15 protein-coding genes, 1 pseudogene and 1 other annotated feature are annotated in these 16,870 nt (G+C 27.6%); of the genes and pseudogenes, 3 read left to right on the forward strand and 13 right to left on the reverse strand.

What is annotated here, in order from left to right; translation table 11 throughout:
- The first annotated feature begins 460 nt into the window (after positions 1–460).
- Positions 461–821: pseudogene (tnpA, locus tag ABCM86_RS13495) on the forward strand (IS200/IS605 family transposase).
- 272 nt (positions 822–1,093) lie between these two features.
- Here tnpA and ABCM86_RS13500 read toward each other — a convergent pair.
- The 10 genes from ABCM86_RS13500 to ABCM86_RS13545 all read right to left on the reverse strand — a co-directional run bounded on the left by ABCM86_RS13500 (position 1,094) and on the right by ABCM86_RS13545 (position 10,976).
- Positions 1,094–1,381, reverse strand: coding sequence for a hypothetical protein (locus ABCM86_RS13500; RefSeq protein ID WP_343004163.1), 288 nt, complete (start codon positions 1,379–1,381; stop codon positions 1,094–1,096).
- Positions 1,382–1,584: 203 nt separating this feature from the next.
- On the reverse strand, positions 1,585–1,911 hold the full coding sequence (locus ABCM86_RS13505; RefSeq protein WP_216569431.1) for an HIT domain-containing protein: 327 nt from the start codon (positions 1,909–1,911) through the stop codon (positions 1,585–1,587).
- An 84-nt stretch (positions 1,912–1,995) separates the two neighbouring features.
- Positions 1,996–3,303, reverse strand: coding sequence for a hypothetical protein (locus tag ABCM86_RS13510; protein WP_343004164.1), 1,308 nt, complete (start codon positions 3,301–3,303; stop codon positions 1,996–1,998).
- A gap of 325 nt (positions 3,304–3,628) precedes the next feature.
- On the reverse strand, positions 3,629–3,997 hold the full coding sequence (locus ABCM86_RS13515; RefSeq protein WP_295572102.1) for a C-GCAxxG-C-C family (seleno)protein: 369 nt from the start codon (positions 3,995–3,997) through the stop codon (positions 3,629–3,631).
- Between the two features lie 248 nt (positions 3,998–4,245).
- Positions 4,246–5,271: a type I glyceraldehyde-3-phosphate dehydrogenase gene (gene gap / locus ABCM86_RS13520; RefSeq protein WP_195931777.1), complete on the reverse strand. Its 1,026-nt coding sequence runs from the start codon at positions 5,269–5,271 to the stop codon at positions 4,246–4,248.
- Positions 5,272–5,554: 283 nt separating this feature from the next.
- Positions 5,555–6,823: a histidinol dehydrogenase gene (hisD, locus tag ABCM86_RS13525; RefSeq protein WP_343004165.1), complete on the reverse strand. Its 1,269-nt coding sequence runs from the start codon at positions 6,821–6,823 to the stop codon at positions 5,555–5,557.
- Between the two features lie 474 nt (positions 6,824–7,297).
- The gene (locus ABCM86_RS13530) at positions 7,298–8,503 is read right to left on the reverse strand and encodes a homoserine dehydrogenase (RefSeq protein ID WP_295572108.1); all 1,206 of its coding nucleotides are present in this window, start codon (positions 8,501–8,503) and stop codon (positions 7,298–7,300) included.
- A 173-nt stretch (positions 8,504–8,676) separates the two neighbouring features.
- Positions 8,677–8,902, reverse strand: a binding site (T-box leader).
- 45 nt (positions 8,903–8,947) lie between these two features.
- Positions 8,948–9,838: a YihY/virulence factor BrkB family protein gene (locus ABCM86_RS13535; RefSeq protein WP_343004166.1), complete on the reverse strand. Its 891-nt coding sequence runs from the start codon at positions 9,836–9,838 to the stop codon at positions 8,948–8,950.
- A 457-nt stretch (positions 9,839–10,295) separates the two neighbouring features.
- Positions 10,296–10,460 carry a hypothetical protein gene (locus tag ABCM86_RS13540; protein WP_343004167.1) on the reverse strand — a complete coding sequence of 55 codons (165 nt, stop codon included), beginning with the start codon at positions 10,458–10,460 and terminating at the stop codon, positions 10,296–10,298.
- Positions 10,461–10,592: 132 nt separating this feature from the next.
- The gene (locus ABCM86_RS13545) at positions 10,593–10,976 is read right to left on the reverse strand and encodes a hypothetical protein (RefSeq protein WP_343004168.1); all 384 of its coding nucleotides are present in this window, start codon (positions 10,974–10,976) and stop codon (positions 10,593–10,595) included.
- Between the two features lie 148 nt (positions 10,977–11,124).
- Here ABCM86_RS13545 and ABCM86_RS13550 point away from each other — a divergent pair, with 148 nt between their 5' ends.
- A complete protein-coding gene (locus tag ABCM86_RS13550) occupies positions 11,125–12,228 on the forward strand; it encodes a cation diffusion facilitator family transporter (RefSeq protein WP_343004169.1) in 1,104 nt (367 codons plus the stop codon).
- A 400-nt stretch (positions 12,229–12,628) separates the two neighbouring features.
- Here ABCM86_RS13550 and ABCM86_RS13555 read toward each other — a convergent pair whose 3' ends face one another.
- The 3 genes from ABCM86_RS13555 to ABCM86_RS13565 all read right to left on the reverse strand — a co-directional run bounded on the left by ABCM86_RS13555 (position 12,629) and on the right by ABCM86_RS13565 (position 15,505).
- Entirely contained in the window at positions 12,629–13,051 is a 423-nt protein-coding gene (locus ABCM86_RS13555; RefSeq protein ID WP_343004171.1) for a DUF2115 family protein, read from the reverse strand.
- 87 nt (positions 13,052–13,138) lie between these two features.
- Complete coding sequence (locus tag ABCM86_RS13560) at positions 13,139–14,836, reverse strand: phospho-sugar mutase (protein ID WP_343004172.1); 1,698 nt, start codon at positions 14,834–14,836, stop codon at positions 13,139–13,141.
- Positions 14,837–15,328: 492 nt separating this feature from the next.
- Entirely contained in the window at positions 15,329–15,505 is a 177-nt protein-coding gene (locus ABCM86_RS13565; protein ID WP_195931214.1) for a hypothetical protein, read from the reverse strand.
- A gap of 1,105 nt (positions 15,506–16,610) precedes the next feature.
- Here ABCM86_RS13565 and ABCM86_RS13570 point away from each other — a divergent pair.
- Positions 16,611–16,870: hypothetical protein (locus ABCM86_RS13570; RefSeq protein WP_343004173.1), on the forward strand; the 260-nt coding region annotated here is incomplete at its 3' end.

Consider the following 16,870-nt stretch of genomic DNA (forward strand, 5'->3'; position numbering starts at 1 on the left):
CTGTAACATGAACATAAACTTATGAGCTATTTTTTTATCCATTTTTAAGTGTTGCACTTAATATGATAATTCATCAATAATAAAAAATATGCTGATAAAAAATTGATAGAAGTTAAGAATAGTATTAATTTAGATAATTTCATAATTCCTAAAGATATTACTTTTGTTGAGCGTTGCCATAGATATAATCTTGACAGAGAAAATAGTGTATCTGAAAATACTTTTTATAGTAGAGATATAATGATTAAAAAACATATGGAACCTTACTGGAAAATACTAAATTATAAGATATTACTATAAGTAATTACCAATCTAAATTTATTCAAGTGATTATTTACCTTCTGACAAAAAACCTCATCTGTTTCGTTATTAGGTCCGCCAACCTAATAACAAAACAGATGGGGTATCCAAAATGGATAATAATAGTTTAGTACACAGTAAATGAAATTGTAAATACCACATAGTGTTCGCCCCAAAATATAGAAGACTAGTGATATACAAAAAAATAAAAGTAGATATAGTAAAAATTTTAAGAAAGTTATGTGAGCAAAAAGGTATAGAAATAATAGAAGTACATGCGTGCAAGGATCATATACATATGTTGGTCAGCATACCACCAAAATTGAGTGTCGCCAATTTCATGGGATACTTGAAGAGAAAAGTTTTTTAATGATATTTGATAGACATGCCAATTTAAAATATAAGCATGGCAACCGAAATTTTATTGTAGGGGATATTATATAAACACAGTAGGAAGAAACAAAAAGGCAATAGAAGAATATATAAAAAATAAACTAATAAGTTTAGGTAAAAAAAATTAAGCAAAAAGTGCCCCCTTTAGGGGGAGTGTGTAAAAGATATGCAGTTGGCATACTTATTCAATGTGCCTTGAGGCACAGCCAGCAACATGCCCTTTTAAGGCTAAGCAAACCACCCGTTTTACGGGTGGTTCTGATTAGTATTATATAACTTGCTTATTATATTACTTAACTCCATTTATTACATTATTCTACAAACTTAAATAAAAATAGCACATTACTTATTTTGTAACATGCTATTTATTTAACTTATATTTATTTAAAATTAATATTATCTATATTCCCTGTGATTTATACTGTTCGTATGTATCTTTATCCAGCTGTTCAAAATGTCTCTTGCAAACATTACAGAAAAAGCTGTATGATTTCTTTTCAAATATAGTATGAAAAAAACTTATTAAAGCCCCTATAAATAAAAATGGTGCTAATATCCAACCTAAAATAGGTATCCATATGCTTACACTAAATCCTAAAAAATATAATATACAACGAACCCCACTTCCTCCTTTTACTACACTTGTGTTTGTTGCCCCACAATAGGAACATTCTTTTAATTTTGTCATTTTATCTCTCCAGCTCTTTTATATTATGAATTTATATTATAACATATATAACCAAATTATCCACAATTTTTATAAAAGTTTTACTTCTCTTAAATTTTTCACCTTATATATTTTAGTTTTAATTTCAAAAAAATAGCTATATAAATTGGATAACCCAATTTATATAGCTTCTGCCCGATTATATTTTTATTTATTTTTATTAATTAAGCTATTTCTGTTTCTGTATTTTGTGCCTCGATATATTTTGGTATTAAGTTGAAATATAAGTGTTCCCCTTTTGGATTTTCAGCTATGCTCATACTTAAGTTGTAATCACTTGGACTATATATTCCAGCTAAAACATCTTTACCCATATCTACTAATTCATGCATTGCTTGTTTTTCTGCGTCTGTTAAATAATTATAATCACTTACATGTCTCTTTGGCACTACTAATATGTGCCCCATAGTTGTCGGATCTGTGCTGAATTTTGCATAAGCAAATTCATTTTCTAATAAGTAATCTCTTTTTTGGCAAAATTGACAGTTCATATAGTTTCCCCCTTAAATGTATTTAAATGTATTAAAAAAAATTTATATTAATTGTATCATAAGATTTTATCATAATATAGTTTGTTAATTTCCATTCCAAGGAACAAGCTGTACCTCACCATATGCTCTATCTATCAATCGATTAGAGTATTCACCTTTATACCCAATTATATTAAGTATAACTAGTTCTACATATCTTGTCCCAACTTGGATAATATTCCACACATCTTCAACTGTTATAGTAGCTCTATTTCTCTTTCTAGTAGGGTGAACAATTTTATTTCTATAGTATATAAGTAAATCGACTCCATCATCAAATCTATCATTTATATAGCTATCAAATAAAAACAAGTCGTCTTTTCCATAAGGAATGCCGCATACATCTAGCAGTGTTCTTATGTTTTTTGTCGCTAAATTTTCATCAAATTCATCATCTGTCAGCATTTTTTCTTGTTCTACTAAGACTATGTATGATAATGTCTCTAAACATATTTGGATAGAAATAAGATTGTTTTCTAGCGTTAAACCGTCAAATGATTGTAAGTACCAGTCGACAGCTTGTCTTAGAGCCTCGTTATAATAATCGTCAATTAATTTATTATTCATCAAAGTTAAATACTTTTCTATATTGTGATAATTTGAGATTGTGTCCTTCCAATTTGGAATAAATCTACATGGACTTATAAAAGTTTCCCTCCACAATCTATATACGTTTTCCTTATTTTTATATCCAAATGCTGCACATATGTCGACATATCGACCGCACATAAAACTAAATGATATCGATAAATCATCTAATACTTGATTTATTATGTTAGTTTTAAATGGCTTTTTGTCTTTTCTTATAATTCTTCCACTATGTGTTATTATATGTGCATCTCTATCTTTTAATCTTTCGTCTAATTCTTTAGTAAAGTCAAATCTTTTATCTACTATAATTTCAAAATCCCCTGAATTAAATTCCATTCTTCCAGCAAATAACTTATCATTGTATTTGATAAGTTTTCCAAAATATTTATCAAAATTAACGACATCAAAATCTACATAATCGACCTCGGCATTTTTAGATCTTATATGCCCATGATTTATATATCCTTCTATTGTGACATCGTTTAAATAACTGACTGTTACTGAAACAGGTCTATATTGATAAATTTCAAGTTCTGCTGAATCGTAGTCTAACGTGATATCTACATCATAATTTTTGACCGATAATATTTTCCCTTTAAATGTTATTGTCCCCTCTGTAGCCATCTTATACATTACTTTTCCACTGCATTTATACTTTCGATTTAATAAGTATATACAGAATCTACCTTCGTAAATTGGAATATTTTCATCTATGTCGAATTGGAGAAACTTTGAAAATATAGCATTTTCAACTACTTTCATATTTTTCCACCTTTTTCATTTTTATTAAGTTCGTGTTTATACATATTGATTTATATTATATCATATTTGGATATAGTTTAAAAAACCTTTATTATTAATAGTTATAGTTTTTTATAGTTTGAGATAATTTTAATTAGTACTATATTATATCATTTATAAAAAATAAAATTATTAATAATATAAATACAACTATGTCTATTAAAAATAGTATTTTTATATAAGAATATAAATTTGTAAAAATAAAAACTGCTAAGTAAGTAGTTTATAATACTTATTTAGCAGTTTTTTAATTTAATATATTTACTAATTCTTATCAAATATCAAATTATTTTAATGCTTCTTTTAATGCTTCATAAGAAAAATCAACTATTTCTTTGCATCCTACTCTATCTTTTTTAAGTGCTCTACATTCTGTAGTTCCGTAATGGTCTATTGTTTTTTGCATTATTTTTTTTGTGTAAGTTTTTGCTGGGTTTTCTTCTCCCACTTCGTCTCTGCCTTTTGCGAAACTTGCACATATACATGCACCGTTTACTGCTCCACATAAGTTTCCAACAGCACATCCCCCACCAAGTCCGCTAGCTATTCTTATCGGTATATCAGTTCCAAATTCTTCGTTATATGCTTTTATAACTGATTCTGCACAGTTTAAACCTTCCATAAAGTAATCTGATGCTAATTTTTTTTCATCCATATTATATCCTCCAATTTTCTATCACTTTATATATTTTTATTGTTATTATCCTATAATACATTTTATCAAAAATTATTGGTTTTTGTTATATTTATTTTTATTCATTTTTATTTATTATAAGATTTTGATATCTACATTTGTATTACATTAAAAATAAATCTAAAAAAACATTGCTTCAATTTTGAAGCAATGTTTTATAGGTTTATTTTTATTTGGTTAATATGGTCAACTAATTTAAAATACTTTTTTTATAGTCTTTCAGCAACGTATTTTACTAAATCAACTGTTCTTGTTGAATAACCCCATTCATTATCATACCAAGATACAACTTTGAACATTTTGTCGCCTATTGCCATAGTTGATAATGCATCTATTATTGAAGATCTTGAATCTCCTCTAAAGTCTATTGATACTAGAGGTAAATCACAATATCCTAAAATTCCTTTTAACTCTCCTTCACTAGCTTCTTTTAAAGCAGCATTTACTTCTTCTATTGTTGCACCTTTTTTAAGTGTGCAAACTAAGTCTACTAGAGAAACTGTTGGTGTAGGAACTCTTACTGAGAATCCATTTAATTTTCCTTCTAATTGTGGTAAAACTTTTGCTACGGCTTTTGCAGCTCCTGTTGTTGTTGGGATCATAGATTCTGCTGCTGCTCTTGCCCTTCTTAAATCTTTATGGGTTTTATCTAATAATTGTTGGTCGTTTGTGTAAGCATGTATAGTAGTCATTAGACCTTCTTCTATACCGAATTTTTCATCTAATACTTTTGCAAATGGTGCTAAACAGTTAGTTGTACAAGAGGCGTTTGATATAATATTGTGTTTTTCGTTGTCGTAGTCTTTTTCATTAACACCGATTACGACTGTAATATCTTCACCTTTAGCTGGTGCAGTTATTATAACTTTTTTTGCTCCTGCATCTATATGTTTTTGCGCACCTTCCCTATCTCTAAATTTACCAGTAGATTCGACAACTATATCTACTCCTAATTCTCCCCAAGGTATTTCTGCTGGGTCTGAATGTCTAAGTATTTTAACTTCATTTGAATTTATTAATAAAGTTTCGTCGTCTTTAACTTCTACATCACCTTGGAATATTCCATAGCAAGAATCATATTTAAATAAGTGAGCTAAAGTATTAGCATCTGCTCTAGCATTTATAGCAACTATCTCTACATCGTTACCTAATCTTTCTTGTGCTATTCTAAGCACATTTCTTCCTATTCTACCAAAACCGTTTATTCCTACTTTTATCAACTTAATATCCCCCATTTCGTAAATTTTGTTTTCTTTGATTTTACCTGTTATAACAATTATTGTATACTATATATTTTATATGTGCAACACTTTTATTTATTTTTTCAAAAAACAGTATTCATTAATTTATTAACTTTTATATTAATCCAATATAACAATTAAATTTTTTCATAAAAATAGCCATCATAAGACAACTTTTCGTTGTAATATGACAGCTATTATCAATTGCTAACTAAAAATACTAATCCTATATACTATTAGCAATTTGTTTTGTGTTATACTGTTTAATTTATAACAATTAGTTTTCTTTTAATCTTACTTTTGCAGCATTGGCATGTGCATGTAGACCTTCATCTGTAGCCAATTTTACCGCTACAGGTCCTAGTGCTTTTACTGCGTCTTTATTTAGTACTTGGTGAGTACAAGTTTTTATAAATGTTCCAACCCATACTCCACCTGTATACCTAGATGCTTTTAATGTCGGTAGAGTGTGGTTTGTTCCTGATACATAATCACCAAATACCTCTGCTGAATATCCTCCTATAAATAATGATCCATAATTTATAAGCTCATCTATTATGTCGTCGTTATTTGCTGTACTTATTTCTAAATGTTCTGGTGCATATTGATTTGATATTTCAACAGCCTCTTTTAAATTATCGACTAGTATAACTTCTCCGTTATTTTCCCATGAAGGCTTTGCTATATTTTTTGTAGGAAGTTCTTCTAACATTTGTTCTACTTTTTTCATTACTTCATTTGCAAACTTTTCACTAGTTGTAATTAATATTCCCCTCGCATTTAAGTCGTGTTCACATTGAGCAAGCACATCTGCTGCTATATATGTAGCGTTTGCTGTTTCATCTGCTATTATAAGAACTTCGCTAGGTCCTGCGACAAAATCTATCCCAACAGTTCCATAACATTGTCTTTTTGCCTCTGTGACGTATTTATTTCCCGGACCTACGATAATATCTACAGGTTTTATACTTTCTGTTCCATATGTAAAAGATGCAATCGCCTGAACACCACCAGTTGCATAAATTTCATCAACACCTGCTATATCCATAGCGACAAGTGTCTTTGGATTTATCTTTGCAACATCCTTCATAGTCGGTGAACATGCGACCACTCGCTTTACTCCTGCAACCTTTGCCGGAATTATAAGCATAAGTGCAGTCGAAAACAATGGATATCCCCCACCTGGAACATATGCTAAACAAGACGAAACAGGTATATGCTTTTGACCTAATATAACGCCTGGATATATTTCCTTTTCAAAATCATTATTAAAACTTTTCTTTTGTAATTTTGCAAACTTTTCAATATTTTTTGCCGCAATTTTAATGTTATTTATAAATTCATCATCAACTTCTTTATAAGCCTCTTCAATCTCCTCTTTTGAAACCCTTATTATATTTCTATCATTATTGTCAAATTTTAAATTGTATTTTTTCAAAGCCTCGTCTTTGTTTATTTTTATATCTTCTATTATAGAAGATACCTGTTCTTTGACTATTTTTTCAGTTTCTACATTTTTGAATGTAGAGTTTTTTAATATCTTCATCATTTACCCCCTTATATCACGCTATATATATTTTGAATTTATTGGACTTTGTAATCCCTATACCTATACCTATACTTATACTTAATTATAATCTATCCAAGAAGATATATGTACCAAAATTTTACAAACACATCTTATGAAAACATACCTAAATTTACGTTATATAAAAAGAAGTAGTCAATCCAAAGTGAACTGATTACTATCTTTTTACAATAATTTTCATATTTTAAGTAAGATTACTTCTCTTTAGCTATTAGAGTTTTCATTTTTATCCATATCGAAAAAAAGAAATAGGAAGTGCATTATCATACACTTCCCATCTCAACAACTTATTTAAAATCTACTTTTAGCAAAGTATCCTTCACAGGCTAATTTATTAATTTATATTATAATTAAAACTTAAACATAATTATTTTATATGTTCAAATTTTTATATTTTTATATATTTCAATCTCTATATTATATATATCTTTATTATGATAATTTTAATATCTTACTTGCATCTTCGCAATACTTATTATCTTCTATAAATTTTATACTGTCGTTTATAGCACATTCAGAAGGTGCATTTACAACAACCGCTAATTCATCATCTTGAGCTATTATTTTAGAACTTATTAATTTATCTTTTAATACAGATATTATCTTGTCTTGTTGTGGATTTTTAAATCTAAGTAGAGCTTGACATTCATGTGATACAACTTTGTCTACATCTACTTTTTCTTTAATAAATGCATCTACATTATTTAGACGATGATCATATATATCGAGTACATCAGCATAAACTGCACTTCCTGTAGCATCTTTTCCAGCGCCTTTACCAACAAATGATACCTCTCCTAAGAAATCACCATTTACTACGATTATGTTAAACTCATTGTCTATTTTAGATATTATATCGTCATTTCCAACTAAAACTGGTCTGACATATCCATTTACCTTGCCATCGTGTATTTTGCTGCGTCCAACTAATTTTATTTTGCATCCAAGTTGTTTCGCATATTCTATATCCTTTGGCTCTATATTGTTTATTCCTTCAAGATAGAAATCTTTCCAGTATATTCTCTTTTTAAACGATAAAGTAGATAAGATTGATAACTTTCTACCTGCATCATATCCCATTACATCAGACTCCGGATTAGCCTCAGCAAATCCAAGCTCTTGAGCTTGTTTTAAAGCCTCATCATAAGATAAATTTTCATCATACATTTTTGATAAAATGAAGTTAGTAGTTCCATTTAATATTGCAGATATAGAGTCAATTTCATTTCCTTCTAGTGATTCTATCAATGGTTTTAAAACTGGAATACCACCACCGACAGATGCTTCAAATTTTATACAAACTCCATTTTCCTTAGCAAGACTTACTAATTCTCCGCCAAACTCTGCCAACATATCTTTATTTGCAGTTACTACATTAATTTTATTTTCTAACGCTCTTTTTAAATATTCATAAGATGGATGTAAGCCCCCTAGTAATTCTACTATTACATCTACATCTTTATTAAATATATCTTCTATATCCGATGTTAAAACATCAGAATGTTTTCTGTGGGCATGCTTGCTTACATCCCTGACAAGTATTCCTTCTATACTTATATCCCTCTTATCCTTGTTGTTATCTATGATATCAACTAAGCCACTTGCTACTGTTCCATATCCTAATATCCCTATTTTCATTTTTTACCCTCCTACTTATAATTTCTTTATATTATTTATTGATTTTGTGTATTAAAAAAGAGGCTTACCCTCGAACTAATTTTCTTAGAATAAAAATTCACTCCGCTCATATCGCCAACGACTTCGTACGTTTCTTAAGATAATAAGTTGAAATAAAAAAACTCGTCCTTGTAAAAAAGGACGAGATGTATTCCCGCGGTTCCACCTAATTTGATAAAAATCCACTCAAAATCTTAACGCGATTAACGGTAAGTCTTACTAAAATAAGAAAAATCTTAAAACTTCAGACCACAGCTCCTAGGTAGTTTTCAATCCCTCTAATTTAGAAAATCTCACAGCTCATAAATTTTCCTCTCTGAAAACCGAATTAGATTTACTCTTTCTATTCATTGCCTTTTTTAATTAAATTAGTTAATAATATAATATGATATAATCAGAAAATTGTCAACATTCTTTTATATTATTTTTCCTTTTTATTCCAGTCCTATTTCGCTTTTTATATAAAAGCCTTGCATTGACCTCAGACCCAGATAAAATCGTCCAACTACTCAAATACAGCCATGTTATAAGCACGATTACACCACCTAAACTGCCGTAAATTACATCGTAGTTTGAAAAGTTGTTAACATAAAACGAATAACCATAAGTCACTGCAATCCATAAAAACGTAGAAAGCACAGCACCAGGGATGGAATCTGCAATTCTCATTTTTGTATTTGGCATAGCAGTATAAAGTATCACCAATATAATTATAACGAATAATATCCCCACACTATATCTCAGGATATTCCATATATAGATAAAATACTTGTCAAGCCCTATTAAATCAAACGCAACAGTACCTATCTTTTCTCCACCTATAAGTAAAATCATTGATATTAAAATAAGTAATAATAACATAATTGAAAAAATCATTGAAATAAATAATACCTTAAAAAACGACCTATTTTCATTAACTCCATAAGATCTATTAATCCCTCTTATCAATGATTTTACCGCCTTTGACATAGACCATATAGCTAAGAAGAAACTGCTTATTAAAAGTTTAAAACTTCTATTTCCTATAACTGATCTAATTAAACTGTTGATTACTACAAATGCACTCGAAGGTATCAAGCTCTCTATTATATTTATATATCTATTTAAATATATAATCGGTATAAAAACTACTGCACTTATCGTAAATAATAAAAACGGGAATAAGCTAAGCAGTAAATAAAATGCTACCTCTGCCGCCCTTGAACTTATATTGCCAACTTCTATTGTTCCATATGTTCTCTCAAAGCGATATTTCATATGCAGTATTTTTTTTACTATTTTCTTTATTGTTTTCAACTCCTTTCAAAATTTTGTTTGATATTGAATTTTTTACAAAATTGCTTTATATACATTATAATAAATTATTTGGATTTTTCATTAACTAAATATTATTTTTTGCTTTGTATTAAATTATATGTGGATTTTGGGTGGGATTTTTCTTAAGATAGATTAAATTTTTATATAAAATGCTATATATACTAAAATAACCCCCATAATAAAATATTTTTTACCATAAGAGTTATTTAACAATTATCTTTAGTTCAATATAGCATTTATATATTTACTCATTTTCAATAAAATATCTGCTATATAAAATATTATTTAAGGTAGATTTATTTTGATTTCCATTTTCGAAATAAGTAATATTTATCTAAAAAAGCATCTATATAGAATAGATGCTTTTTTATTCTAATCAACTTCTATTGATAAAATATTAATATATGGAATTGTAATATTTTGACCTAATACAGATTCATATGTCTGTAGTGCCAATAAGTTTTTCATTGTCAATTAAAATCGAGTACATTTTGCCAGAGTACTTAGAATTCACAAACCATCTAAGTATAGCAAGATTAGTAATATCTAAACCAAGTTCGCAAGCAGCTTTTTGAGAAAATTCTAATATTGTATATTCCATAATTTTACCCCCTAACATTTATTTTAAATAAAACTATCCTATTACTTATATTATAAACCACAAAAATTGAAAAGTGTTAATGTGAGCGGTGAAAAATCTATGCCTTAGGCCGTAGCCTAAGACATTTTCCAATTATTTATAAAATACTGCACTTATTAAAAAATTTGAACCATACTTTTCATTTTCAATTATTCCATCAGAACCCCAATCGCCAAAGCCAGCCTTAACAGCTAAAGGTCTTAGATCACCGTATATAGAAAAAACTCCTTTCGACCAAACCTTTTTATAACCATGTGATTTTAATAATATTTTAATTTCTTTAAGGTTTTTTCTAGATATTTTATTAACTTTAAGTATATCTTTGCTTATTTTAAAAAATCTTTTATAAAACAATGTGCTATCACAGTAATGGGCAAATAGTAAACAGTTTACATCACCGCTTATTTTTATATTACCTTTTAAGATAACTGCATTTTTATCAGCTATTTTATACGCATTTTCTATTAATTTATTCATTTTAATCTCCTAAATAATTTTATATACTACTAGGTTTTCATATTTTTTAATTAATATTTATATTTAAATAAAAGTAAAATGTATAATTAATCTTATTGCCATAAATACTATAAAAAGTAGAGTAAAAATAACGAAAGGAGTATTATAATTGAAAAAAAGTAGAGAAAAACAAATTGTAAATATATCTATTTTAGGTATTATAACTAATCTCATTTTAGCAGGTATAAAAATTATAATTGGTATAACATCTGGTTCTATTGCTATTACATCTGATGCAGTTAACAATTTAACTGACTCATCATCTTCATTAATTACAATCATCGGTACAAAATTAGCTCAAAAGAACCCAGATAAAAATCATCCATTTGGATTTGGAAGAATTGAATATCTAACTAGTATGATTATCGGAATCATAGTTTTAGTTACCGGTTTTGAAATAATTATATCATCTGTAAAAGGCATTTTTTATCCTAATGCTGTAGATTACAATTTGTTGATAGTTTTTTTATTATTTATCACAGTAGTAGTAAAAACTTTTCTAAGCATATATATTGAAAAACAAGGAAAAAAGCTTAATTCGGGTGCTTTAGTAGCATCAGGAAAAGAGTCTAAAAATGATGCAATCATTTCAATCGTAACAATTATTTCTGCAATAATATATATGATTACAAAGTTTTCTATAGATTCATATGCGGGACTTTTTATCTCTATATTTGTTTTAAAAACTGGGTTTGAAGTCCTTAAAGATACTATAAATAAACTCCTTGGCGAAAAAATAGACTCTGAAATAAAAGATAAAATTTATAAAGTTATCCAAAGCTCTGAATATATATTAGGAGTACATGATTTGATATTAAATAATTATGGACCTAATACAAATATCGGTAGTATTAATGTTGAAATGGATTATAAAAAGACTCTTGGTGAAATTTATCCATTGATTCATACATTACAAATGAAGATTTATCAAGAAACCCATGTTTATCTTATTTTTGGGATTTATGGCGTTGATAATACTTCAGAAACTACTAAAAAAGTTTGGAGTATTCTCAAGAATTTTAAGGAAAATGAACTGCATTGTCTTGGATGTCATGGAGTGGTAGTTGATGAAAAAGATAAAAGAATCTTTTGTGATGTTATTTTAGACTTTTCTTGTGATAGAAGTGAAATAAAAAGTAGATTAGAAAAAACAATCAAAGACAAATTTAATGAATATACAATTACAGTAATAGTTGATTCAGAGTTTTCATAGATAATCTGAAATATTTATAAAATTAAATCTAAATTTAAACATATTAAATACTCACTATATATAAATTTTTTCCAACCGCATATTTTTAATCAGTGTGATGTGATATAGTTATTTCAATGGATGAGAGTACTTTTTAGTCCAATATTTATTTTTTGTACTTCGGTTGGAAATTTTTCTTATAATTATTGGTATTTCAACGTTCATGTTATATTATGTAAATAAGGAATGTGTAAATTTCTGGTAATTCAACCGTAACATGAGATGTATTTAACTCAATTTTTAAGTTCGCAATATCTTTAAATGGTGTACCTTTATACTCCACCATATCGCAAAACTAAGTACGCAATATTTTTAAATTGCGTACTATCCATAGAATATATCCAACTATCACAAAAATTCCTTACACACATCCTACCCCATTCTGACAAACACAATACTTACATGCCCCTTCGCCTGTTCTAAATGGGCAGTAATAAATCACTTTATTATTTTCTTTTACAACCTTTATACTCAATTTATCTATAGGATGCATCGGCTTTTCTTTTATATAAGTCAAATATAAACTAGAAATAATAATCCATTTATGATCCTTTTTATCTTCTGCCATATATTTATTTAAATAAGTTTTTAACTCTAACTTCAAATCATCTATAACATCCATTGAGACTTCTTTATCTTCGGTTATTTGTGTATTTTTCATTTCAAGCAAGGTTTTTCTGTTATGTTCACTAATTTTAATTGTTGAATCTCTTGATTCTAATACTTCCCATTCTTTTGGAGTAATTTCATCTTTTAGTTTAGTTATTAACTGTGATAATTTCATTATTATGATCTCTTCCTTATAATTAAAAAAGCAGGAACGTAAAAGTTCCTGCCCTTTAAGTAAAATTATTATTTATATACTATCTTATTATTTAACTTGATCTATTATTTTATTGATATCAGCTTCTATATTATCTATTTTTTCTAAACACTTAACTTCATCTTGACCTTTAACAGCTACATAGAATTTAAGTTTGGGCTCAGTTCCTGATGGTCTTATAGCTATCCAAGAACCATCTTCTAAGAAGTATTTTAATACGTTAGATTTTGGTAGACCGTCTATACCTTTTTGGTAGTCTTTTAAGTCTACAACTTTTGTATTATTAAATTCTTCTATGTCGTTTTCTCTGAAGTAAGTTATTATTTCTTTTATTTTAGCTAGACCTTCTATACCTTTTAAAGTTAGTGAGATTGTTTTTTCTTTGAAGTATCCGTATTTTTTGTATAATTCTTGTAATCCTTCATATAAACTCATGCCTTTATCATAATAGTAAGCTGCCATTTCTGATATTAATAATGATGCAACAACACCGTCTTTATCTCTTGCATGAGTACCAACTAAATATCCGTAACTTTCTTCGTATCCGAATAAGTAAGTTTTATCTCCACTTTCTTCAAAAGATTTTATTTTTTGACCTATAAATTTAAATCCAGTAAGCACGTTTATAACATCTAAGTTATTTGCTTTTGCTATATCTGCACCAAATTCTGAAGTTACTATAGTTTTAACTAATGTAGCTTTAGGGTCTAGTTTGTTTTCTTCTTTAGAACTTTCTATTATATAATTAGTTAACATTGCACCTATTTGGTTCCCAGTAAGAAGTGCGTATTCTCCTGTTGTAGTTTTAACAGCTACACCAACTCTATCGCAGTCTGGGTCAGTTGCTATAACTAAGTCAGCACCTTCAGCTTTTGCAAGAGCAATACCTCTAGTTAAAGCTTTATGTTCTTCTGGGTTTGGATATTCGATTCCTGCAAAGTTTGGATCTGGATTTTGTTCTTCTGGAACTACTAAAACATTTTTAAATCCAACTTCTGATAAAGCACGAGTTACAGGCACGTTTCCTGTTCCACAAAGTGGAGTGTAAACTATTTTGAAGTCTTGTCCAACTTTTTTAACTAAGTCTTTTTTGATTACTTGAGTTTTTACAGCTTCTATAAATGCAGTATCTTGGTCTTCTCCTAACATTACAACTAAATCTTTTTGATCTTCTTTTATAGTTGGTATTGTTGAATAATCTTTTATTGAATTAACTTCATCAGTTATTGCAGCTGCTATTTCAGGCATAACTTGTGCCCCATCTTCCCAATATACTTTATATCCATTGTATTCTGGTGGGTTGTGGCTAGCAGTTATAACTATACCTGCTATAGTGTGTAATTTTCTAACAGCAAAAGATAATTCTGGAGTTGTTCTTAATGAATCAAATATATATGCTTTTATACCGCAAGCTGCTAATGTGTTTGCTGCCTCTAAACAAAACTCTCTAGACATATTTCTGTTGTCGTGAGCTATTACTACACCCCTATTTTTTTCTTCTTCTGTAGTGTTTTTCATTATGTAGTTTGCAAGTCCAAAAGTAGCTCTTCTAACAGTGTATATATTTATTCTGTTAGTCCCCGCTGCTATTATTCCTCTAAGTCCTGCTGTACCAAATTCTAAATCTGTATAAAATCTGTCTTCTATTTCTTTTTCATTTCCCTTAATATTTTCAAGTTCTTGTTTTGTTTCGGCATCGAAATAATCACTTTCAAGCCATTGATTGTAAATTTCCATGTAATTCATCTGCATTCCCTCTTTCAAAATTTAAAACTTTATAATTTTTTACAAATATTCCAGAAACCTATCCACATATATCTAAGATAAACTTCTTCATATCAATATATTTCTCTTTATGTATATTGTATATTGTTTTTGGGTGATAGTAAACATAAATATTTTTAAAATAACGTTTTCCGACTTATTTTTACATTTTATGGAAAGCTTTTTTCTTTTTCAGATATTGCCTTTCTCTCAATATATATTGTATAACAAAAATATATTTATAATAAAAGGTATGCATAAACAAAATTTTTATTTTATGCATACCTTCTTTATTGCTCAATTATTCAGCCTTATTACTTAATTACTAGTCTTTATCACTATTCTTTATCACTACATTAATAATCTACATTACTGTTCTTTATTAATTATGTAAAATTTAATAACTTCCGAATAATTTCATTATGTAAATAATTTATATAAATTCAATTATATAAAATTATAATATTCTATAACTTATTTACATCCAGTTATCTTATTGTATATTTTCATATAAGTTTCTGCCACTTCTTCAGGAGAAACATCATTCATACTTTCTTTATTTACTACAGTAGTATAGTATAATTCAGTAAGCTCATATGCAACATCCTTTGCATTTCTTTGAGAAGATCCTGTTACCCTTTGTTCAGCCATAATTATTCTGCCTCCTTAATTTTTACAATATTAATTTAATATACATTCTCTCTATTAACTTAATATTAAATCAACATATAATATATTTTTTCTTTATAGCTATTATATATTATTTAGGCAATATATAAATCATTTTTTTATAATTATTAAAAAAATCTTTCGTAATATTATCATTTTCGCTCTCCTTATAACTCACTCAATATTTTCCTTAATTTCATATATAAAACTCTCAGAATATGCCATTAAAATCAGAGATTTCGTCGCAATTATAAACTATCTGCCACCTTGATAAGCTCGTTTATTAACCTAAAATATCTCAACCTTATTCCTATCTAACCTAACACCCCTAATAAACTGATTTATCTTCATATCATTCACACTATCACCTCTTAATTTCCCATTTTATTATCCATACTATTATCCCTTAATTGTTCTTATAATCTATATTAATTAGAACTTAATAATTCTTCCTGTCATCCTACTGCTATTATACATTATTAAATATTTTTAACAAACTTTAACCTATAATTGATAAAAAAATATCTCCATTTTACCTTTAATAAAAAAAAACACGATAATTTAATTATCGTGCAAGGGTGGGTTAAATTATTTAAGCTATTGCTAAATTTACATTTATATAACAACATTTCTTACTTATAATAGTATATTATCTTACTAATTAAATCAATTCATTATAATACAAATTCATTCCATTTAAGAATCGATTTTTTAGAATCAATTCTAATTTATAATATATTCTAATCTTTTGATAATAAAATAATAATATGATTTGTTATCCGACTAATTTTATATTTCTTCTTTTTATATTGTACATAAAATAATCCATTATATTCCTCATAGCCTATTCCTTTATTCCTTTATTCCTTTATTCCTTTATTCCTTTATTCCTTTATTATGATTATATTTAACAAGTTTGTGATAATTGAATATAAAATCTTTAAGTTGGATATAATCTACTTACTTATAAATAATATATTCTATATATGTATAGAATTCGTTTTAAACAGTTTAAAATACTGACTTCAAGCAATGATTTTTAATTTAAAAATATATAAAAATAAATTTTAAAAAGGAGTATGAAAATATGTTTACCAAAAAACAGCCTGTTGTATTTGAAACAAAAAATTTAGAATCTATGACTAACTGTCTCAATAAAGACGAACTTGAATCTTTAGTACATATAATTCAATCTAAAATAAAAATGGCTTATTATAATAAAATAGATCTTGGTTCAGACCGCGAATTTTTAGATAATTTCCCGAAAGGTCAAAAAAGAGACCTCGAAATTTTGCGAGGAAAGTTTAAAAATAGCTTAAAATGTCCAAAATGTGGTCATTTAGAACT

It is taken from the genome of Clostridium sp. 2218st1_F5_2218SCRN_220325, assembly GCF_039062665.1.
In the GTDB taxonomy this organism is placed as follows: domain Bacteria; phylum Bacillota; class Clostridia; order Peptostreptococcales; family Peptostreptococcaceae; genus Intestinibacter.